At 68.7% G+C, this 18,628-nt stretch carries 19 protein-coding genes; 7 read left to right on the top strand and 12 right to left on the bottom strand.

From position 1 onward, the window contains the following. Window position 1 precedes the first annotated feature (1 nt). From EV138_RS06150 to EV138_RS06165, 4 genes are all read right to left on the bottom strand, one after another. Window positions 2-400, bottom strand: coding sequence for a DUF5130 family protein (locus EV138_RS06150; RefSeq protein ID WP_133977448.1), 399 nt, complete (start codon window positions 398-400; stop codon window positions 2-4). Then, a complete protein-coding gene (gene ctaJ, locus EV138_RS06155; RefSeq protein WP_133977449.1) occupies window positions 387-665 on the bottom strand; it encodes an aa3-type cytochrome oxidase subunit CtaJ in 279 nt (92 codons plus the stop codon). Before ctaJ ends, EV138_RS06150 begins: the two co-directional genes overlap by 14 nt. Before the next feature lie 97 nt (window positions 666-762). Then, complete coding sequence (locus EV138_RS06160) at window positions 763-1,266, bottom strand: hypothetical protein (RefSeq protein ID WP_133977450.1); 504 nt, start codon at window positions 1,264-1,266, stop codon at window positions 763-765. Between the two features lie 150 nt (window positions 1,267-1,416). After that, complete coding sequence (locus tag EV138_RS06165) at window positions 1,417-2,013, bottom strand: lytic polysaccharide monooxygenase auxiliary activity family 9 protein (RefSeq protein WP_133977451.1); 597 nt, start codon at window positions 2,011-2,013, stop codon at window positions 1,417-1,419. Window positions 2,014-2,630: 617 nt separating this feature from the next. Between EV138_RS06165 and EV138_RS37200 the strand changes: the two genes are divergently transcribed. The 3 genes from EV138_RS37200 to EV138_RS06175 are packed head-to-tail and all read left to right on the top strand — an operon-like array spanning window position 2,631 to window position 5,796. Further along, window positions 2,631-2,798: a hypothetical protein gene (locus tag EV138_RS37200; RefSeq protein WP_166678504.1), complete on the top strand. Its 168-nt coding sequence runs from the start codon at window positions 2,631-2,633 to the stop codon at window positions 2,796-2,798. Between the two features lie 26 nt (window positions 2,799-2,824). After that, window positions 2,825-4,669 carry an AfsR/SARP family transcriptional regulator gene (locus tag EV138_RS06170; protein ID WP_166678505.1) on the top strand — a complete coding sequence of 615 codons (1,845 nt, stop codon included), beginning with the start codon at window positions 2,825-2,827 and terminating at the stop codon, window positions 4,667-4,669. 29 nt (window positions 4,670-4,698) lie between these two features. Beyond that, a complete protein-coding gene (locus EV138_RS06175) occupies window positions 4,699-5,796 on the top strand; it encodes an amidase (protein WP_133977453.1) in 1,098 nt (365 codons plus the stop codon). 331 nt (window positions 5,797-6,127) lie between these two features. Here the strand turns inward: EV138_RS06175 and EV138_RS06180 are convergent, their stop codons facing one another. Continuing rightward, window positions 6,128-7,408 (bottom strand): alpha/beta fold hydrolase, encoded by a 1,281-nt coding sequence (locus tag EV138_RS06180; protein WP_133977454.1) that lies wholly within the window; start codon window positions 7,406-7,408, stop codon window positions 6,128-6,130. A gap of 201 nt (window positions 7,409-7,609) precedes the next feature. Here EV138_RS06180 and EV138_RS06185 point away from each other — a divergent pair, with 201 nt between their 5' ends. After that, on the top strand, window positions 7,610-8,512 hold the full coding sequence (locus EV138_RS06185; RefSeq protein WP_166678506.1) for a hypothetical protein: 903 nt from the start codon (window positions 7,610-7,612) through the stop codon (window positions 8,510-8,512). Window positions 8,513-8,594: 82 nt separating this feature from the next. Here the strand turns inward: EV138_RS06185 and EV138_RS06190 are convergent, their stop codons facing one another. Then, entirely contained in the window at window positions 8,595-9,719 is a 1,125-nt protein-coding gene (locus EV138_RS06190; RefSeq protein WP_166678507.1) for an alpha/beta hydrolase, read from the bottom strand. A gap of 129 nt (window positions 9,720-9,848) precedes the next feature. Here EV138_RS06190 and EV138_RS06195 point away from each other — a divergent pair, with 129 nt between their 5' ends. Next, the gene (locus tag EV138_RS06195) at window positions 9,849-10,934 is read left to right on the top strand and encodes a hypothetical protein (protein WP_133977457.1); all 1,086 of its coding nucleotides are present in this window, start codon (window positions 9,849-9,851) and stop codon (window positions 10,932-10,934) included. Here the strand turns inward: EV138_RS06195 and EV138_RS06200 are convergent. The 5 genes from EV138_RS06200 to pdxR form a co-directional block, all read right to left on the bottom strand. Beyond that, a complete protein-coding gene (locus tag EV138_RS06200; RefSeq protein ID WP_202866631.1) occupies window positions 10,931-11,605 on the bottom strand; it encodes a response regulator in 675 nt (224 codons plus the stop codon). The two genes, EV138_RS06195 and EV138_RS06200, sit on opposite strands and share 4 nt — an antisense overlap. A gap of 63 nt (window positions 11,606-11,668) precedes the next feature. After that, window positions 11,669-11,980 carry a hypothetical protein gene (locus EV138_RS06205; RefSeq protein ID WP_133977458.1) on the bottom strand — a complete coding sequence of 104 codons (312 nt, stop codon included), beginning with the start codon at window positions 11,978-11,980 and terminating at the stop codon, window positions 11,669-11,671. Window positions 11,981-12,321: 341 nt separating this feature from the next. Further along, window positions 12,322-13,491 carry a sensor histidine kinase gene (locus EV138_RS06210; RefSeq protein WP_133977459.1) on the bottom strand — a complete coding sequence of 390 codons (1,170 nt, stop codon included), beginning with the start codon at window positions 13,489-13,491 and terminating at the stop codon, window positions 12,322-12,324. A gap of 5 nt (window positions 13,492-13,496) precedes the next feature. Then, entirely contained in the window at window positions 13,497-14,663 is a 1,167-nt protein-coding gene (locus tag EV138_RS06215) for a hypothetical protein (protein WP_133977460.1), read from the bottom strand. A 148-nt stretch (window positions 14,664-14,811) separates the two neighbouring features. Beyond that, the gene (gene pdxR / locus EV138_RS06220) at window positions 14,812-16,230 is read right to left on the bottom strand and encodes a MocR-like pyridoxine biosynthesis transcription factor PdxR (protein WP_133977461.1); all 1,419 of its coding nucleotides are present in this window, start codon (window positions 16,228-16,230) and stop codon (window positions 14,812-14,814) included. Window positions 16,231-16,278: 48 nt separating this feature from the next. Between pdxR and EV138_RS06225 the strand changes: the two genes are divergently transcribed. Further along, window positions 16,279-16,818, top strand: a complete 540-nt coding sequence (locus EV138_RS06225) for a cysteine dioxygenase family protein (protein WP_133977462.1) — start codon at window positions 16,279-16,281, stop codon at window positions 16,816-16,818. Next, window positions 16,818-17,429, top strand: coding sequence for a dihydrofolate reductase family protein (locus EV138_RS06230; RefSeq protein WP_133977463.1), 612 nt, complete (start codon window positions 16,818-16,820; stop codon window positions 17,427-17,429). Before EV138_RS06225 ends, EV138_RS06230 begins: the two co-directional genes overlap by 1 nt. Window positions 17,430-17,617: 188 nt before the next feature. Here EV138_RS06230 and EV138_RS06235 read toward each other — a convergent pair whose 3' ends face one another. After that, the gene (locus EV138_RS06235; protein WP_133977464.1) at window positions 17,618-18,613 is read right to left on the bottom strand and encodes a TauD/TfdA family dioxygenase; all 996 of its coding nucleotides are present in this window, start codon (window positions 18,611-18,613) and stop codon (window positions 17,618-17,620) included. Window positions 18,614-18,628: the final 15 nt, after the last annotated feature.

An 18,628-nucleotide genomic window follows, 5' to 3' on the forward strand; every position in this document is an offset into this window, starting at 1 on the left:
CTTATTGCTGGTGCGGCTCGTTGGCGTGCAGCATCGGCGCCTGGTGAGCGTGCGCACCGAGTTGCTGGATACCGGTGACCAGGCCGCCGGTGAGATCGCCGGTGGCGAACGAGGTCTGCATCGCCAGCGCGGCCAGGCCGGCCTCGGTGTCGCTCAGCTGACGCCGGGCCAGCGGGCCGGTGACGATCTCCAGCCGGCGACCGGCCGGGTCGACGAACACCAGCACGCTGCGGTCCGGGTCCGGCAGCTCGTTCAAAAGCTCGATGGCGAACGGCCGGGTCTCGGAGTCGGCGCCGCCGACGTACACCGAGAAGCGCAGGCCCGAGACCGTCTCCGCGTGCCGGACCGCGCGCTCGATGTCGTAGAGCTGGTCGGGGGTGAATGCGTCACCAGCTGGCACTTGCGCCTCCGGTCGTGCGGGCGACGCCGGTGGCGGCGGTCGCGGAGTTGTCGCCGGCGGGCAGCTCGGGCAGGTTCGCCGGGTTCGGCTTCAGCGGCTCGGGGCCGCCGATCCAGACCGGCGGAGCCCACCAGGACAAGCCCGGCCGGTAGCGCGGTCCACTCGCGATCGAGGACGCGAACACGAGCAGCGCCACCACCGCGATGACCAGAGCGGGGATGCCGACGAACACCAGCAAGGTGTGGCCGGAGAGCAATGGAGTCACGACCCGAAGCCTAGCCTGGACAGCGCCGTGCCCACCCAGGGCCTCACCCCAGGCGGGCACGCGGTACGCCGTACGCCGGTACGCTGCTCCGCTTGGTTCAGCAGCCGCCGCAGTTGAAGTAGGTGATGTCCCAGTGGCTTCCCTCGTCGACATAGAGGTTGCCGGCGCCCGATTGCCACTGGGGATAGCCGTCGCCACGGTTCGCGATCCGGGTGAAGGTGTTGTGGATGTAGTTGCCGATACAGGTGTACTTGCTGATGTCCACCTTGTAGCCGTTGTAGTGGCTGTACGTACCGGAGGCGTGGCCGACCTCGGTGCCGCCGGTGATGTTGATCGCGCAGCCACTCGCCTGCTTGAGCGTGCGAACGCCGTACACGGTGGTGCTGTTGATCTGCTCGAACGACGTGCAGGTCGAGTTGGAGCGAGTCGTGCACCCGCCGGACGAAGACCACGTGATGCCTGCCGCGCTGAAGATCGACGCTGCCTGGGACTGGGTCATCTTGGTGACGGCTGACGCCTGCTCGACCGCGATCACGCCGGGCAGCAGCCCGACGATCAGTGCGACGACCGGGACGAGGACGCGACGGAGGACGGATTTCATGGGCGGCACTCCTTGAAACGATGGGGCGGAAGGTTTCAAGGAGTGCCTTGCCCAGGAAAGTTATTGACCAAACCCGGACCGGGTGGTCCGTAACGCGAACTCGGAGGCCGGGCCGGGGGCGGTCGGCCCGGCCTCCGCATCGTGCTCCGGTCAGAACCTGACGTCGGAGCACTGATAGAAGGCGTTCCCCGTGTCGGCGATCGTCCAGACGGCCAGGATCATGTGGCGTCCGGTCCGGTTCGGCAGCGTGCCCGGGTGGGCGACATCGGCGGCCGGGCGGGCGCCGTTGTACGGGACGGTCAGGAACGGCGTGAGTTCGAGCGCGGAGCGGGTCAGCGGGGCGTTCTGGTTCCAGCCCTGCTTGGTGATGTAGTACTTGAAATCAGTGGTGGCGTGCGCGGCGGTCAGGTGCCAGCGGAACGTGTAGCTCGCGCCGGCGGTCAGCTGAGTGGCCGGCCAGGCACCGCCCCGCTGATCGTCCAGCTGGGCGAACTGGGACAGCCCCGCAGAGCAGAGCTTGCCATCGGGCGGACCCGCGGCCGGGAAGCCCTTCGGGCCCTCGGTGCTCTGCGGCTCCCACTGGATCGGGCCACAGTTCTGCACCGTGCCGTTGGCACAGTTCTTCGCGCGGCTGATCGGCGAGGTGGTGTACCCGTGACCGTAGGCCAGCGGGATCGACGTACTGACCGTCAGCGCCAGGGCGCCGACGGCGATACCGGCCATGCTGAGTTTGCGTGCTCGCGTCATGCGGACACTCCTTCTTCTTCCCGTGGAGCTGGGGGCGGCAGGAATGGAAGGAAGGCGCCTTCGATGGGGATAGATAACAACCGTTCGAATCTATTGTCAACGGCTCAGGGCCTGATCTTCTGACTTTCTGTGATCCCGTCAGCACGGACGGCGACTGTCGCGCGCGCCGTTCACGCTCAGCCAAACCGGTCGCCTGGCTTGCGGAGCGGTCTATGCCGGAAATTGATCAAATCCGTTTATTAACCTTCAAATAACCAAGGGAAATAACCAACTGAGCAATCTCTTGGGTTGAATGTGGTTCACAGCTAATGCCGGTTCGAAGGGCCGGAATATCAACACGTTGCATCGTGACAAAACTTGCCCCGCGTGCTCACGGCGTGTGATCATGCTGGTCAGACAGGCGTGCGAGGGCCTCGGTGGAGGTACTGGAAAAACCAGGTGAACAAGGGGTGGCATCCCTGATATAGGCGCTCATCGGTGCACCCCAAACGCCCGGATGATCACCTTCAGGGTGTTGCCAAAGCAACTTCAGGACAGTCGAATACTGGTGACATCGCGTCGGCGCGCAGGCAGGGTCGTGGCATCGAGAAAACCACGACCAAGCTGGGGGAAACACCATGAAGAATGTCTTCCGCACCGTCCGAATTGTCATCGCCGCGACCGCCGTCGTGCTGGTGGGGGCCGGCACGACGATCGCCTCGGCGGCCGCCGACCAGCACGGCACCTCGGCGACGGTGACGGTGGCCGGCCCCGACCAGCCCGAGTGCATCGGCTGCTGGGGCTGAGGGACCGATCGAGCCGAGTGACGACGATGATCAGGTTCCAGCTCCTCGGCCCGATCGAGGTCACCCGGGGCGGTGAGCGCCTCGCCCTCGGCGGGTCCAAGATCCAGACCGTCCTGGCCACGCTGCTGCTGAGCCGTGACCAGGTGGTGTCGGACTCGACGGTCTCCGAGATGCTCTGGCGGGGCAAGCTGCCGAGCACCTCGAACGCACAGATCCAGACCTACGTGTCCCGGCTCCGCAACCAACTCGGCCCCCAGGTCGAGCTGGTCCGCCAGCGCGGCGGCTACCTGCTGCGTGCCCCGGGAGCGTGGGTGGACCTGGACGAGTTCCAGGCCCACGCCGCCACTGGACACGCAGCGCTAGCGGCCGGCCGGTACGCCGAGGCGGTGACCTCGCTGCGCTCGGCGCTGGCGCTGTGGCGGGGCCATGCCCTCGTCGGCGCCACCGAATACCTGGCCGCGATCGAGCAGCCCGGCCTCGACGAGGCCCGGCTGACCGCCGGTGAGGCACTGATGACGGCAGAACTTGCCCGCGGCAACCATCACCGGGTGGTGTCCGAGCTGGCCGCGATGGTCAACCAGCACCCCTTCTCCGAACGGGTCCGCGGCCTGTCGATGCTCGCGCTCTACCGCTGCGGCCGCCAGGCCGAGGCGCTGTCGACGTACGACGCCTGCCGCCGCCACCTGGCCGAGGAGCTCGGCATCGACCCGGGCGAAGAACTGAAGGAACTCCACCAGGCGATCCTGGAACAGGATGCCGACCTCACCGCCCCGCCAGTGGTCGAGGTCGTCACCCGGCCGACGCCGACAGCGCCGGCCCAGTTGCCGCCGGCACCCACCGACTTCACCGGCCGGACCGCGCTGGCCGACCGACTGGACGCAGTACTGCGTGCCGGTGGCGGCACCGCGGCCGTGGTCGGCCTGGCCGGAACCGGCAAGACCGCCCTGGCGCTGCACGTGGCCGACCGGATTCGCGACGAGTTCCCGGACGGACAGCTCTACCTCGACCTGGCCGGCAGTACGGCGGACCCGATGGAGCCGTCGACCGCCTTGGCCGAACTGCTGCACTCGCTCGGGGTGACCGAGGCCGAACTGCCGGCCGGACCGTCCGAACGGACCCAGCTCTTCAGGCATCTGGTGTCCGGGCGACGGCTGCTCGTAGTACTGGATGACGTGGCTGACGAGCACCAGGTTCGCTGGCTGTTGCCTGGTGGTGGGAAGAGCAGCGTGCTGCTCACGTCGCGGGCTCGGCTGGCCGCCCTGGAGGGCGCGAATCACCTTCGGTTGAACGGTTTCAGCACTGCCGAGGCTATGCGGTTGCTGGATTCACTGGCCGGGCCGCGACACGGGTCCGACTCCCCGGCCGCGGTCCGAAGGTTGCTCGCGGCAACTGGTCGCCTGCCGCTGGCGATCCGGGTGGTCGCCGCCCGGCTGGCCGCCAATCCGGACCTGACCGTGACCCAGGTGATCGGCCGGCTGACGTACGGCATGCAGCCGTTCGATCAGCTGCGGCTGGGCGATCTGGACGTCGGCGCCCGGATCGAAGCGAGCTACGACCAACTGCCACTGGCTCGGCGACGCGCCCTGCGGCTGATGGCGCTCGGGCTGACCGGGGAGTTCTCGGTCTGGCACACCGCAGTACTGCTGGATGCTCCGCTTGCCCAGGTGCACGACCTGCTGAACGCCTTGGCCGACCGAGGCCTGGCGGAGGTCAGTGGCAGTCGTGTCGGACAACTCGACCTGTACACGATGCACCCGTTGGTGCGCGCCTACGCCAGGGAACGCGCACTCACCGAGGAAGCGCCTCACGAACGCGGCGCCGCCCTGGAACGCATCCACCACAACCCGCACGCCTGGCAACCCGCGGCCTGACCACTACCTCTGATTAGAAGTGGGACTCCATGACCACCTGGCTCGTCCGCCTTGATCCTCCCACCACCGCGACCGGGCCACGCGTAGCGGTCAAAGACGCGATCGACATCGCCGGCCTGCCAACCACCGCGGCCTGCCCGGCAGTCGGCGACCACGCGAAGCCAGCTGTCGAGGACGCCCCAGTAGTCGCCCGCGCCCGCTCAGCCGGCGCCGCCATCGTCGGCAAGACAAACCAAACCGAGCTCTGCCGCCCACCCGACGGCGTCAACCCCTGGACCGGCACCCCACGCAACCCGCTCGACCGCACGTTGGTCCCCGGCGGCTCGTCAAGCGGCTCTGGCGTCGCGGTAGCCAAAGGCGAAGCCGACATAGCAATCTGCACCGACACCGGCGGCTCCGCCCGCCTCCCCGCCGCGTGCTGCGGAGTAGCCGGCCTGAAAACCACCACCGGCCGCCTTCCCCTCGACGGCGTCTTCCCCTTCGCCCCAACCATGGACACCATCGGCGCCATCGCCCCCGACGCCGCCGGCCTGATCCAAGCCATGCAACTCCTGGAACCAGGCTTCGCCGTCGCCCCGTACGACGGCCCCATCGCCCGCCTCCGCCTACCAGAGCTGACCATCGACCCCACCATCGACCAAGCAATCGACGAAGCTCTGGCCAACTCCGGCCACGAAATCATCGACGTCCCCCTCACCGGCTGGCTCCGAGCCGGCGTCGCCGCAGGCCTCATCATCAACGCCGAGGGCTACGAGTCCCACCAACATCTCTTGGCCGACGGCCGAATGAGCGACCGAGTCCGAGACTGGATCACCCGAGGCAAACACCTGGACGCCTCAATGATCGCCGACGCCCGCACCCTAGGCCGCCACTTCCGCACCCAACTGGACACGTTGCTATCCCGGTATGGCGCCCTAGCCCTCCCCACCATGACCGCACCCCCACCCAAACTAGGCACCGAGTCCCACTTCGACTTCCCCGCCCTAACCTCCCCCCTCAACCTAACCGGCCACCCCGCCATAACCCTCCCCCTCCTCCCCACGGCCCCCATCCCCCCATCCCTCCAACTAATCGGCCCCCACAACTCCGAACCCCACCTCTTATCCCTAGCCGCCACCTTCAACTAACCCCGCCCACGCATCTCCTACGTCGCCGCTCCCCACCCCCCAACTACGGCACTCCTCCGTCGCCCCTCCGCTGCCTCGCCCAACGACCGCAGCCAACCGAAACCCCCGGACCCGCGAGCGGTCGTGACCACCCCTCAATACAAGGGCGTTCACCGACTCCACGACGAATTGCGCCGATCAACCAATCTCCAAGACCCTTCGAAGATGGTGTAGATGTCTGTGGGCTGAGAGAGCCAGTGTGGAGATGCATGGGGTATGCACCTCGACCCGTGGCCTGCTGCTCATCGGCACTAGGTCGCCACAGGAGCGGCACCAGGTTCGACTGGTGTCGCTATCTGACTCCTCGATATGTGTTCGGCACGGTGTCGGCGGGTATGGCGGGGATCGGCAGTGGTCGGGCGGCGAGGAAGGCTTTCACCAGGTCCGCATAGGCGTCGGGACGCTCGTTGTAGGCCTGGTGTCCGGCATCGGGGAAGAGCACGACCCGGACGTCGGGCAGCCAGTGCGCGTACTTCGTAACCGGTGCCCAGGGCAAGTAGTCGCACATCGGCTTGATGACCAGCGTGGCCGCGTGCAGCCGGTTCCGGACGCTCGCAGGGAGCGGCGACGGGAGCGGGTCACCGTTGCTGACGGCGAGCGCGTTGTGCATGAAGTGGCCGACGCCGGCGATACCGAGCCGGTCGGTCAGCGTGCGGTCACAGAGCAGGCCGGGCCTGGTCCGCGCGTAGATCTGCGCGAACCTCGCATCCAGCTCGGCGTCGCCGGCGACCTCGCGGGCGAGACGAGGATTCGCTGTGCCCAGTCCGTACAGGAACAGGTTGCGTGGACGCAGCAACTGGCCGTACAGGCGCATCCGATCGGCGACGGACATCAGTGCGGAGGGATCGCCGAGCTTCCCCGTGTTGTCAGACGTCGACGGCGCGTCGGGAGAACTCAGTACCAGCGCCGCGACCTGGTCCGGATACATGACGGCGAACCGCGTCACCAGTCGCGCGCCCCACGAATGCCCGAGCAGCGCCACCCGGGCAGCTCCGGTCATCGCCACCACTCGTTGCAGGTCAGCCACGGCACGCTGCTCGGTGTACCCCGACGGATCACGCAGACGGCTAGAGCGTCCAGCGCCGAGCTGATCGTAGACGTAGACGTCCCGGTCCTGCGCCAGCCGCGCGAAGGCGGGAACGTCGTGCGCCATGTCGGCCACTCCCGGGCCGCCATGGACGACGATCAGCGGTGGCTGGCTCGGACGAGAAGCAGGCGTGCGGTGGACGGCCAGCTTCTCGCCAGGCCCGACGTCGATGAAGACAGTGCCCGGTACGACAGGCTGGGGAATCGGTTCGGCGTGCGGCCAGATCCAAGTCACAGACAGCGCCAGGGCGACACCACTGGTGCAAAAGCCACGCAGCGGACGCGCGCGACGACCGCGGCCGAAAGCCCTGGCCAGTTCTGCGAGGGCCGGTACCGCGACGACCACCCCCAGTGCGGCCAACGGCCAGGCCCACGAGCCACTGATCTTCGCCACGCCGATGACAGCTCCCGCAGCCGTCCCCGAAATCAGGACCCCGCCGAGCAGGACGGTCAGCGCTGCACGAGTCGGGACGACGAGCGACCTCATATGTCGTACTGGTCGGGTGCCGTCGGGAATCTGTCGGTCCACGGAACCACACCATCAGATGTGACGACCGGCCCGCCATCCCTCCATCGGCAGATGGTGCGCGGCGGCACCGCGGCGGATCCTGAGCTGACCATGACAGAGAAGGACGACCAGATCCCAGTCCACTTGCGGGACGCGCCCCTCCGACGCACGCCTCGGGCGATGCCGGAGAACCTTCCGCCCTACTCCTTCTTCGCGGCGCTGCTCGCTGTCGCCTACGCGATCGCCCACGTGCTGTGGTCGCTGACCGCTCCGCCTGCCTTCGTCCGCACCGAGTTCTTGTTCGGACCCGTCTGGCTCGCCGCGCTCCCGGCCACTCTCGCCACCGTGGGCTACTCATTCCTGCGAGCAGCCGCGACAAGCGTCCGGGTGCTCGCGGTGTGTGCCACCGGGCTGGGATGTGTTGCCCTGGGCGCTTACTGCATGCTGCTGTGGCCCGGTCTCGCGCAGCTCCTGACCGTGCCGTTCGGCGAGCCGATAAGCAGCACCGAGATCGGAGCGATCGTGCTCCGTGCGATCGGTACAGCGGCTGCGCTCGGTATCGCGACCGCGATCGTCCCGGTCGCCCGGGCCCTCCGCCACGTCTGCGTGAACTGCGGTCGCAACCACGCGGCGCCCGACAACGAGGCGCTGCGCTGGGGCCGTATCGGCGGGTACTTCGCGCTCGCCTCGTTCACCGTCCGGATGGTGCCGGCGGTCCACAGCTGGATCGTGGAAGGCGGCCTCGGCGATCCCGCCGGATTCCCGCTGTTCATCGCTTTGATGATCGCGGCGGGAACCCTGCTGCCGCTCGCGTTGATCAGCCCGTGGGGCCAGTACTGGCCGAAATGGCTCGGCCCGATCGCCGGGCGGCCCGTGCCGCGCTGGATGCTTCTCGGTCCCGGCTGGATGATGAGTGCCGGGCTCGGTGCGTACTTCGGGATCGGCGGTCTCACCGCCGTCGCGCTCGGCCGGACCGGCGGCGCCCTGGAGATCCTCGCCTACACCGGGTGGGGCGCCGGGCTCGCGGTGGCCTGCGCGTCGTACGCCCGCCGGACTCGACCCGTGTGCACCGATCACCGGTGATCGCGCGCGCACGTCGCGCACTGCTCCCTTCGCGAGCCCGTCCGGCTGGACGCGGTGTACGTCGTTCCGCTGAACGACATGCTCACCTGCTGACCGTGATGCCGGCCGGCGGCCGGGCCTCGAACGCACCGTCGGACAAACCCCGCAACTGAAGGTCAAGGAACGCGCGAACGTAGCGGTGAACCGCGTTGCCGGCCGGCACCGTGCCGATCTCGCGCTCAACCGCCGCGGCAGTCCGTGGGTACGCCTTCGCGATCTCCGCCAGGACGATCCCGTCGTCGGTCAGCCCGCATTCCGTGGTGCCGTCCATCGTGACAACTCGCCAGGCGCCGGGAACGGACGGTATCCGGGTGCTGCGCGGTGCGAGGACCAGCAACGGCGTGGAGGAGTCGCCGCGGGCACCGTCGGGAACCGCACCGATTGCCGCGATCGCCCGTACGCCGGGCATCGCCGTCAGAATCCTCGACGCACGGGTGCCGAGTCCCACCCAACCGACAAACCCGATCCGGCTCAGGTCCGCGACCCGCGCGACGTCCGCATCGACATCGGCCAGATGAGTGGCGACGTACCGGAGGTCGCGGGCCCGGTTGTCGTCGGCCACCGCGGCGGACACGTTCGTCGTGGCGTCCGCAGGTGAAACGACCCGGCGCGTCGGGAAGAGCTCGACAACCGCGCTGTCGTACGAGTGATCGACCGACACCACGACGTACCCCTGGCCGGCCAGTTCCTCGGCGAGGCTCCTCCAGTCCGTGCGCCGTCGTCCAGGTCCCGCGGAGAGCAGGACGACCGGATACCTCCCGTCCGCGATTGGCGCCCACTCGTGGCCATGGGTCCGGAACAGCCAGTTCACCTCGTCGGGGACGAGACCGAACTGCTTCTCCCGATCCGGCGCCCACTGCAGAACGCCCAGCTCGGTCGCGGCGTTGGACAGGTAGTAGTGCTCGAGCGACATCGATCCTGCAGTCGCCGGGTAGTGCACGTCGACCATCACGTGCCGGGGCTCCGCGGGCGCCCACGGATCGCGGCGGCTTTCGTCCGTCAGCAGCTTCCGCCGGGCTCCGACCTGGTGCGGCCCGTCGAGGTACGGGAGCGACGGGCTGAAGGTGTCGTGCCAGCCGCTCGTTCGGCCGTGCGCGGGCATCGCCAGCATCGTCGCCACGGCAAGACCGACAGCAGCGATCGTCGCGACCGCATGGTTCCTGAGCATGGCACCATGATCGAACGCGATCGCTGGAGACCTCCGTCTGCCATCCGGCCGGGTTTCCGGTGTCTCCGGCCCGAAAGATCCCCCGGTCGGCACAGGTGCGCGTCGGTACGGCGCTGACATCCTCGGACCATGAATTCTCGGTGGACCCGCCGGCCGGAGGGCTGGCGCTTGCGCTCGTGGCGTAGCTGGTCTGCGGTCGGCGCCTCGGCCTGGTCGGCGTTCGTGACCGCACTCGGGATCTATTGGTGGATGGGCGGAGCGGGCTTCCCGTTCGGCCGGAACGACGTCGTGGGACCGGACTACTCGTCGCTGCTGACCTGGCTGGAACCGCGCTCCGGCGGCGCTGCCATCACTCTGGCAGGTCTGGTCTGTCTCGTCGTGGCGGTCAGGCTCGACGCCGGAATCCCCCGGCACGGCGAGCGCACAGTGGTTCTTCCAGCCGGTGGGGCCATTGCCGTCGTGCTGGTCGGTGGCGTCCTCGACGCGCGGATGATCACGCTGCTGCCGCCGCTCGGAGTACTGATTCCGGTGCAGTGGCTCGACGCCGACTGGCCGACGATCTTCCGCGGGCTGGTGACCGTAGGTTCGGCTTTGTTCTTCCTCGCCACGGCGGCGTACGCCCGGCGGACCGCGCCGTCCGACACCAGCTCGCTGCGCAGGGAGGCCCGGCGGGCGCACCGATGGATCCGGGTCGGCCGCGTGGCGACCTACGTCGCGATGGTCTGTCCGCTGCCCTACGCGACGATCCGCCTCGCCTGGTCGCGCGGTTGGGCCTTCGGGGCGCCCGCGCCGTTTGTTGCCTCCCTGCTGCGGAATCAGCCGGAGAACGTCTACATCGAGCCCGTCCTGGCCGGGTTCGCGCTCGGTGGGGCGGTGCTGACCGGCGGCCTGTTGCGCCGCTGGGGCAGGGTCTTTCCCGGCTGGATGCCTGTGATCGGCCGGCGACAGGTGCCGATGTGGTTTCCCCTGACGCTGGGGGCCTCGGCCGCGATCGGGATCTTCACCTTCGGCCGCGGCCTGCTGACCGAACAGCTCGGGCTGCACATTCCCGGTGAGCTGGACAAGGTCCAGGCCTGGGGGCAGCCTCTGCGAGGCTGGGCCTACTGGGGTGCCGGAGGACTGGGGTGGCTGCTCTTCCCGGTCTGGGGAGTCGCCGTGGCGCTCGCACTGGTCGGCTACTACTACCGGTACCGCGACCGGCCCTCGGCGGGTTAGCGGCAGTCGCTGGGATCGGCGACGCCGTGCTCCCATGCCCAGGCCGCGATACCGACCCGGTTGCGCACCTCGAGCTTGGCCGCGATGTTGGCCAGGTGGGTCTTCACCGTCCCCGCGGAGATGAAGAGCTCGGACGCGATCTCGCTGTTGGTCTGCCCCTGCGCGACGTGCCGGGCGATCTCGGTCTCCCGAGCGCTCAGCACGTCCGCGCCGGATAGCCGGCCCGGGGCCGACCGCTGGTTCAGGTGGCTCAGCAGCCGGACGGTGATCTGTGGACTGATGAGCATGTCGCCGCTGGTCGCGGCCCGGATGCTCTCGATCAGCAGGGCGGGGCCGGACCGCTTGAGGAGGAAGCCGCAGGCGCCCAGCGAGAGCGCCGTGCGGACGTACTCGTCGATGTCGAAGGTGGTGACCACGATGATGCGGATGCCGGCCGTGCGGGGATCGCTCAGCAGCCGCTCGGTGACCTCCAGCCCGTCCATCCGCGGCATCCTGATGTCCATCAGCATGACGTCCGGGCACAGATGCCGTGCCACGTCGAGGGCCGCCGTACCGTCGGCTGCCTCGCCCGCCACCACCATGTCGGGCTGCGAGTCGACAATCATCCGGAAGGCACTGCGGATGTCGGCCTGGTCGTCGGCGACCAGCACCCGAATCTTGCCCTCAGCCACTGTCGGCGTCCCTCCGTTCGGCGCGGGCTGGACTCATGGAGAGACGGTAAAGCCTTCCACGCATCAGAAGTTGAGCCAATAGGCGACGCGCAGCGGCAAACCCTGCGTTGCGATGCCGAACCAAAGCCAGCGCCATACCAGACAGCCTCTCCGGTGGCCCTTGATCAGCTGTACCAACAGGGAAAGGACAACGAGCAGAGTCGTGCATCCCAGCAGGGCGAGACCGAGTAGCCCGTAGCCCGCCAGGAGCAGCGCGAAACCGGCCGCAACCCACAGCGCGCCACCGATGACGGACGCCGGGCTGTACGGAGCATCGCGCGTTGTCCACGGCTGTTCCGCGGAAACTCCGCAGCGGCACCGGAGCGGCCCGCTCATGAGTGATTCGTCAGGACGAGCATCCGGTTCGCCCCTCGCTGCTGTTCGTACGGCACATCACGAATCTCCCACCGCGCGCCGGGCGTCGACGACGTAGCGGGGTCCACGGCGACGGCGTCCGAGCCTGCCCAGTGCGCCTCGGCGGTGAACTCGAAACACCGGCACAACAGTCGAGAATCCGTGCAGGCAGCTTGTCGAGGTCGAACATCGCGACGTACTCGGCGTACGAGCGAGCTGTGATCAACATGGCTGTTCTCCGGGGGTCGACCGGCGGTGCGTCGACCAGCCAACACGACCCGGGCAGGGAGCACCATCGCCCGTATGGGGGATTCGAGCCGCAGTCACCCCGAATTCCCGGATGCCAGCGGCAACTCGCAGTGCAGGATCCAACCTCCGTTGTCGTCCGGCCGGCCCTCCAGGTGGCCGCCGAGCTGCCGGACGCGCTCGCCGAGGGTGGCCAGGCCGGTTCTCCCGCTCGCCCGCCCGGGCAACAGCGGGCGCCCGCGGCCCGGGTGGTCGTTGGCCACGTCGATCAGGAGCAGGTTGGGAGGGCTCGGTTCGACCGTGACCCTGACCAGGCGTGCGCCGGCGGCGTGCCGCCGTACGTTGGTGAGGCCTTCGATGACCACGCGGGTCGCGGCCAGCTGGATCTCGGGAGTGAGCTCGCCGAGGACCGACTCGTTCGCCACCAGGGCCACGGACCGGTCCGGGCTCTCGCGCCGGAAGCTGTCGACGATCGCCGCCAGCCCCTTGAACCCGGCCGTACGGACACCGAACTCCGGATCCGCGTCGTCGCGCAACATGTCCAGGATCGAGTCCATCGCCGTCAGCGCCTCCTGCCCGGTGGTCTCGATCCGCTCGAGGGCAGTGCGCATCGCGGCCGGATCGTCGGCCGCCGCGAACCGGGCCGCCTGCGCCTGCGCGACCATCCCGGTCACGTCGTGCGCGACGTAATCGTGCAGGGCATGTGCGAGGTGCAGCCGTTGACTGTTCCGTGCCGCGGAAACGGACTGCCGGAGCCTGGCCGCTGCGAGCCGGGGATAGCTGCCCGCCACTGCTGCGACCACGGCACCCAGCGACCACATGAAGACACCGCCGACAGTGGTCAGCAGATCGGCCGCCGGCATGAACCGCAGAATCCAGGCCGCCTCGGCGACGCCCAGGACGGTCGAGACGACGACGGCGGGCCACGGCCGGGCGCGGCGAGCCACCAGACCGAGGAGTACGAGCAGCCCGGCCACCTCCAGCCCCGCAAGACTCTGTTCACCTGGCCGCGAACCGTACACCGCGAGCACGCGCCCGGTCGCGGCCAACGACGTCACCGCTCCGAGCGTTCCTGCCCAGGCGATCCACGCACTTGGAGCCGGCCAACTGACGACAGCGGCGAGAGCCAGACAGCCGGCGACGGCGGTCGGGACAGCGTTCACCACGCCCAGCTCCGGTGTCAGCAGCCAGGCCACCGGCACCATCGCCGCGGCGACCACGACCCCCAGCAACCTGCGCGCCCGCATACCTGTCAAGGTACGCCGAGCGTGGAGCCATCGTCGTTCGTCGACTGGATGCGTCGGCGCAGACGGTAGGCCAGCACTGCCACTGCCAGCAGCGGACCCCAGACGGGGAAGGGGAAGATGAGGACGGTGAGCACGACACCTGCAACGCCATGGCCGGCACCGTTGCTCTCGAGTCCGGACAACAACAGACCGGGACCAGCCATGGTGGCCGCCGCGGCGACGACGCTGCCCGGGACCACCGCGAGCGCGGGCGGCACGCTCCGACAACCGACGAACGGAGTCCAGCGAGGGAATACTTCACCCCACCGACTGATCAGACCGAAGGTGAGGATGCACCCGATGAGTGCGGCCACGCCCAGGAACGCGCCCTGCATCCTGACCTCTGGGCGATCCATGTCGGCACGCAAATCGACCGGCCACGGGGTCAGCCACAGGAGCCGGAGGAACGCGTACGGCAGTGGGCAGACCGCTGCGGCGATCGTCGCCACTCTGCCCCAACGACGAACAGCGCGCGGACAGGTGAAGATCGTCGACTGACCCATGCGGCCACCGGCGGCGAGTCTGGCTGCCGCCCAACCCCAACTCGCGGCGAGCGACGCCATCAGCAGCGCCCAGCCAAGACGCGCCTCGAAGGACTCGAAGCTGTGCGACACGTTCCCCCAGAACGTGGTGACGACCCGGAGCTGGAGGAAGCCGGTCGTGGTACCGATCACCACGAAGCCGACAGCGGCGGCCGCGATGACGTACCCGACGACGTTGTTGCGCAGGCACAAGGCGATGACCGTCGCCACCAGGATGGCCGGACCCGCGAAGGCGACGGTGTACCCGAGAAGACTCATCACCGACGCGTCAGTCATGACCAGGCCGAAGAAGACCGCCTGGAGGAGAGCTACGGCAAGGACCGCCCGCTCCACAACACGCGTCCAGTGCAGGGCAGCCACAGCCAGCGCCGCCACCCCGATCAGAGCGGACACGACCAGCATGCCGCCGGCCGTCGCGTGCTCGATGCGATGGGTCACCGATACCGTGACCCGGTCGTGCGAGCCGAACGGGTAGAGATCCGGCTGGGCAAGCCACAAGGCCCCGATCCCGCCGGTGGCGAGGGTCGCCAGGACTGCGGCGGGCTGCCAGGCCTTACCGCGATCGGATGGGACATCGGCGAGCTCGCTCATGCCACCATGAGACATCGCGACCGGACGGGCCGGTATCTGCCGAACGGCAGATCCACCCGAACGCCGATTCGGGCTCGTCAACGGTCCAGCCGTGCCTGCCGCCCAGCCGCTGGATCCGCGAAGTACCTTCGATGGTGTTGGTCTTTGCTCAGCTGTTCAGGGTGGGTGGGGACTGTAGAAGGTCTTTGATGGTGGCTATTCCGTGGCGGATTGCTGGTTCGTTGGTGTCGCCGAAGCCGAAGACCACGCCGGGTGGGCCGGGGTGGGCGGGGGATCGGTAGCGGGCTAGCGGTTGGAGGCCTATTGAGCGGTGGGCTGCTTCGGCGACCAGCGCGTTTTCGTCGGTGCCGTCGGGGAGTAGGGCGACCGCGTGGAAGCCGGCGGCTAGGCCGATCAGGTTGAGGGTGGGGGCGTGCTCGGCGATTGCGTCGACCAGTGCTGCGCGGCGGGCGGCGTAGACGGTGCGCATGCGGCGGAGGTGGCGGTCGAAGCGGCCTGATTCGATCAGGCGGGCCAGGGCCAGCTGGTCGAGGGTGGGCGTGCCTCGGTCGCTGCGTTGCTTCTCCTCGATGAGGTACGGCACCAACTGGCGCGGTGCCAACGCCCAGCCGAGGCGGAGCGCGGGGGCCAGGGTCTTGCTGACCGATCCGATGGTGACGACGTGGTCCGGGGCGAGGCCCTGGAGTGCGCCGACGGGTTGCTTGTCGTAGCGGAACTCCGAGTCGTAGTCGTCCTCGATGACCACTCCCCCGACTTGCTCGGCCCATCGCAGGAGTTCCAGCCGGCGTTGAGGGGTCAGTACGACGCCGGTCGGCGTTTGGTGGGCCGGCGTGACGATGACGGCGGTGGCCCGGGTTCGGGCGAGGTCGTCGACCACCAGGCCTTGGTTGTCGACGGCAACGAAGCTCGGGGTGAGGCCGGCGCGGCGTACGAGTAACGGCATCTCGAGGTGGCCGGGGTCCTCCACGGCGACCGAGGTGACACCGCTTGCTCGCAGGGCGGCCAAGGTCAGTGCGGCGCCTTGGGTGAAGCCGCTGCAGATCACCAGGTCGTCCGGCTGCGCGAAGGCGCCTCGGACTCGTTGTAGATAAGAGGCGATGACTGTTCGCAAGGTGGGCGCGCCGCGACCGTCGCCGTACCCGAAGTCGCGGGCCGACGCCGTACGGGTTGCCTCGCCGCACGCCCAGAGCCAGTCCCGTGCGGGAAAGCTGTTGAGATCCGGACGGCCGGGCACGAAGTCGATCGCCGGCTTCGCCGGTACGACGGTGTCGGGTGCCGTGGCCGTGGTCTGCTGCGGGCTGAAGGCGACCCGCGTCGCCGAGCCGGAGAAGGCGCGCACGTATCCCTCGGACTCCAACTGGTCATAGGTGGACTGCACCAGACCGCGCGAGACACCCAGGTCGGCGGCAAGTTTCCGCGACGACGGCAGCCGCTCTCCGTTGACCAGGCGGCCTTCTCGAATCGCGCCGCGGAGCGCGTTCTGCAGCTGCGAACCCAGCGTCTCCGAGCTCTCCCGATCCAGCCGGACCAGCACCTCCGGCGACAAACCGGACCACTCAACAGCCATGGAACTGGACCTTACAGAGTGCCACCTGCCACGCCTAGCGTTTCAGGCATGAACGCAGAGCTGCAGAACCTGTACGCCGTGGTGCGCGGCGCAACCCGGATCCCGCGCGACTGGCAGACGGTGGTCGGCCATGTCGTCAAGGGCCTCGAAGGGGAACTCCCCACGGCCGAGGCGATCCTGCGGGAGGTACCGATTGCGGCACGCAGCGGCTGCGAGCGGAGCCAGCTGCTGCATGTCGAGCCGGATGGAAGTTTCTCAGTGGTCGCGCTCGTTTCGGGTCCCGGGCAGGCGACCAGCGTGCACGACCACACGACGTGGTGCGTGGTCGCTGTCGTCGCCGGGAGCGAACGCGAGGAGCGGTTCAGCCTCGACGACAGCGGCCGGCATCTGGTGCTGACCGGAGTACGGATCGATCGGCCCGGCACGGTCAGCGGTTTCGCGCCACCGGGCGACATTCATCGCGTGACGAACGACAGCGCTACCGTCGGCATCTCCTTGCACATCTACGGCACCGATCTCGGCCGCATCGGCAACAGCGTACGGCGTACCTACGACCTCCCGATTCTTCAACCACAGGAGCGTTTCTGATGACCACGCGAACAGAGCCGCGGACCGGCAAGGTTCTCTGGCACTTCATGATGTCGCTGGACGGATTCATCGCCGCGCCGGGGCAGGACGCGCTCGGCTGGCTCGAAGGGGTTTCGATCCGGCCTGGGGTGGTCGCCGAGTACGCCGACCGGATCGGTGCCGTCCTTGGTGGGCGGAAGGGTTGGGACGCCTACCCCGACTCCAGCGCGCCGTACGGCGGGGCGATGGGCGGGCCGACCTTCATCCTCACCCACCACCCGGAGGACGCGAAGGCTGACCAGGCGGGGTCCGGTCCCGGGGTGACTTTCCTCAATTGCGAGGTGGCGGAGGCGACACGAATCGCGCTGAAGGCTGCGGGTGGCAAGGATTTGGTGGTGTTCTCGGCTGACATCGGCCGGCAACTACTCGAGCAGGGCTTGCTGGACGAGCTCCACTTGCACATCGCACCGATCCTGCTCGGCGACGGCACTCGCTTGTTCGACAACCCTGCCGGCGTCCCGATCCAGCTCGAAAGGCTTACAGGCGACAATCTCCGCGCGAGCGTGGACGTGACCTATCGCCCGGTTCGTCCCAACGAAGCAAATCCACAGCGCGCGACCGACCGCGAGTAGAGAGCGGCGCGGCCGGCGTTTGTCGGGTGGCGGGCAGAAGCACTCCGAGGAGGACCACCCGCACCCAACCGCGACCGCCAGCCGTAGCGAGCCGTGACGCAGGCGCCGACGGAGGAGGTGGGTGGGGAAGAACCCCGGGCGCGGAGGGAGGCGCCCGGGGTTCTCGGTTTCCCTTGTTTACAAGGGGGTCAGCGGATCATTACGTGGCTGTCGGCTGGGCGGAGGTGGCGGGAGGAGCGGAGGTCTCGGAGGGAGAAGGTTCGTTGGAGCCAGCGGTCGCGGCCGTCGTAGCGGGGGGTGAAGCTGGTGCGGCCGTGGACGGAGACCCGGTTGTCGACGATGGCGAGGTCGCCCGGCTCCAGGTAGATGGTGTCGGCCGTGGCGGCCAAAGTCCGTTGGAGTTCGCGCATCGCTTCCACCGCGTCCGGGCCGAGCGGCTTCGTCGCGGCGAAGTCGACCAGGAGGTCCGGGTCGTCCGGGGCGCCGCTGAGGATGCCGTGGGGCTCGGTCAGCTCACCGGCGTCACCGAAGGACGGCGGCGGGGCGGTGATGTAGATCGGCCGGAAGAGCGCCTCGACGCATTCCTTGCTCAGCTTGTCGAGCGCCTTGCGGATGCACGACACCCGCAGGCCGGCGACGCGTTCGTGGTCCGCGCGCAGGCAGAGCAGCAGGACGTAGTCGGGCCGGTGGGCGTGGAAGGCGTTCTCGTTGTGGAAGGAGAGCATCACCGATCCCTCGTTGCCCTGGAACGCTTCGCTCCCCGGCACCGGTACGACGTCATGCACGAGCGCGCCCGACTTCTCCGCCAGGAAGGCCGCCGGGTCCCCCAAGCCACTCGCGATCAGGGTCAGCAGCGCCGCCGGGATCGTGCCCTCCTTCTGCACGGAGCCGCTGTACGCCGGCGTGTCCGGTACGGCGCTCTCGTCGACAGGCAGACCCCGAACCAAGAAGGCTCCCCCCGGGCCGGAGTCGCGGCGGAACTCCGCGAGCGCCTTCCGCAGTACGGCGGGCAGGTCGTGGTACCCGTCGCGGGCCGCGTTCAGCCAGGCTTCGGAGTTGACCCAGCCGTCGCCGTCGGACACGACCCGGCGAGCGACCTGCTCGGCCAGTTCGTGGTCGGCCGGGCCGAGGATCACCGGACCCGCGGCCCGGGCTTCGAATACTTGTTGCAACAGCGAGTTCATCGTGCACTCCTTAGG

The sequence above is a fragment of the Kribbella voronezhensis genome (assembly GCF_004365175.1).
GTDB classification, from domain to species: Bacteria; Actinomycetota; Actinomycetes; order Propionibacteriales; family Kribbellaceae; genus Kribbella; species Kribbella voronezhensis.

Coding starts and splice junctions, on each gene's coding strand:
- EV138_RS06160 (WP_133977450.1), bottom strand. CDS start 1,266: ATGAAATCCGTCCTCCGTCGCGTCCTCGTCCCGGTCGTCGCACTGATC.
- EV138_RS06165 (WP_133977451.1), bottom strand. CDS start 2,013: ATGACGCGAGCACGCAAACTCAGCATGGCCGGTATCGCCGTCGGCGCC.
- EV138_RS37200 (WP_166678504.1), top strand. CDS start 2,631: ATGAAGAATGTCTTCCGCACCGTCCGAATTGTCATCGCCGCGACCGCC.
- EV138_RS06170 (WP_166678505.1), top strand. CDS start 2,825: ATGATCAGGTTCCAGCTCCTCGGCCCGATCGAGGTCACCCGGGGCGGT.
- EV138_RS06175 (WP_133977453.1), top strand. CDS start 4,699: ATGACCACCTGGCTCGTCCGCCTTGATCCTCCCACCACCGCGACCGGG.
- EV138_RS06180 (WP_133977454.1), bottom strand. CDS start 7,408: ATGAGGTCGCTCGTCGTCCCGACTCGTGCAGCGCTGACCGTCCTGCTC.
- EV138_RS06185 (WP_166678506.1), top strand. CDS start 7,610: ATGCCGGAGAACCTTCCGCCCTACTCCTTCTTCGCGGCGCTGCTCGCT.
- EV138_RS06190 (WP_166678507.1), bottom strand. CDS start 9,719: ATGCTCAGGAACCATGCGGTCGCGACGATCGCTGCTGTCGGTCTTGCC.
- EV138_RS06195 (WP_133977457.1), top strand. CDS start 9,849: ATGAATTCTCGGTGGACCCGCCGGCCGGAGGGCTGGCGCTTGCGCTCG.
- EV138_RS06205 (WP_133977458.1), bottom strand. CDS start 11,980: ATGAGCGGGCCGCTCCGGTGCCGCTGCGGAGTTTCCGCGGAACAGCCG.
- EV138_RS06210 (WP_133977459.1), bottom strand. CDS start 13,491: ATGCGGGCGCGCAGGTTGCTGGGGGTCGTGGTCGCCGCGGCGATGGTG.
- EV138_RS06215 (WP_133977460.1), bottom strand. CDS start 14,663: ATGAGCGAGCTCGCCGATGTCCCATCCGATCGCGGTAAGGCCTGGCAG.
- pdxR (WP_133977461.1), bottom strand. CDS start 16,230: ATGGCTGTTGAGTGGTCCGGTTTGTCGCCGGAGGTGCTGGTCCGGCTG.
- EV138_RS06225 (WP_133977462.1), top strand. CDS start 16,279: ATGAACGCAGAGCTGCAGAACCTGTACGCCGTGGTGCGCGGCGCAACC.
- EV138_RS06230 (WP_133977463.1), top strand. CDS start 16,818: ATGACCACGCGAACAGAGCCGCGGACCGGCAAGGTTCTCTGGCACTTC.
- EV138_RS06235 (WP_133977464.1), bottom strand. CDS start 18,613: ATGAACTCGCTGTTGCAACAAGTATTCGAAGCCCGGGCCGCGGGTCCG.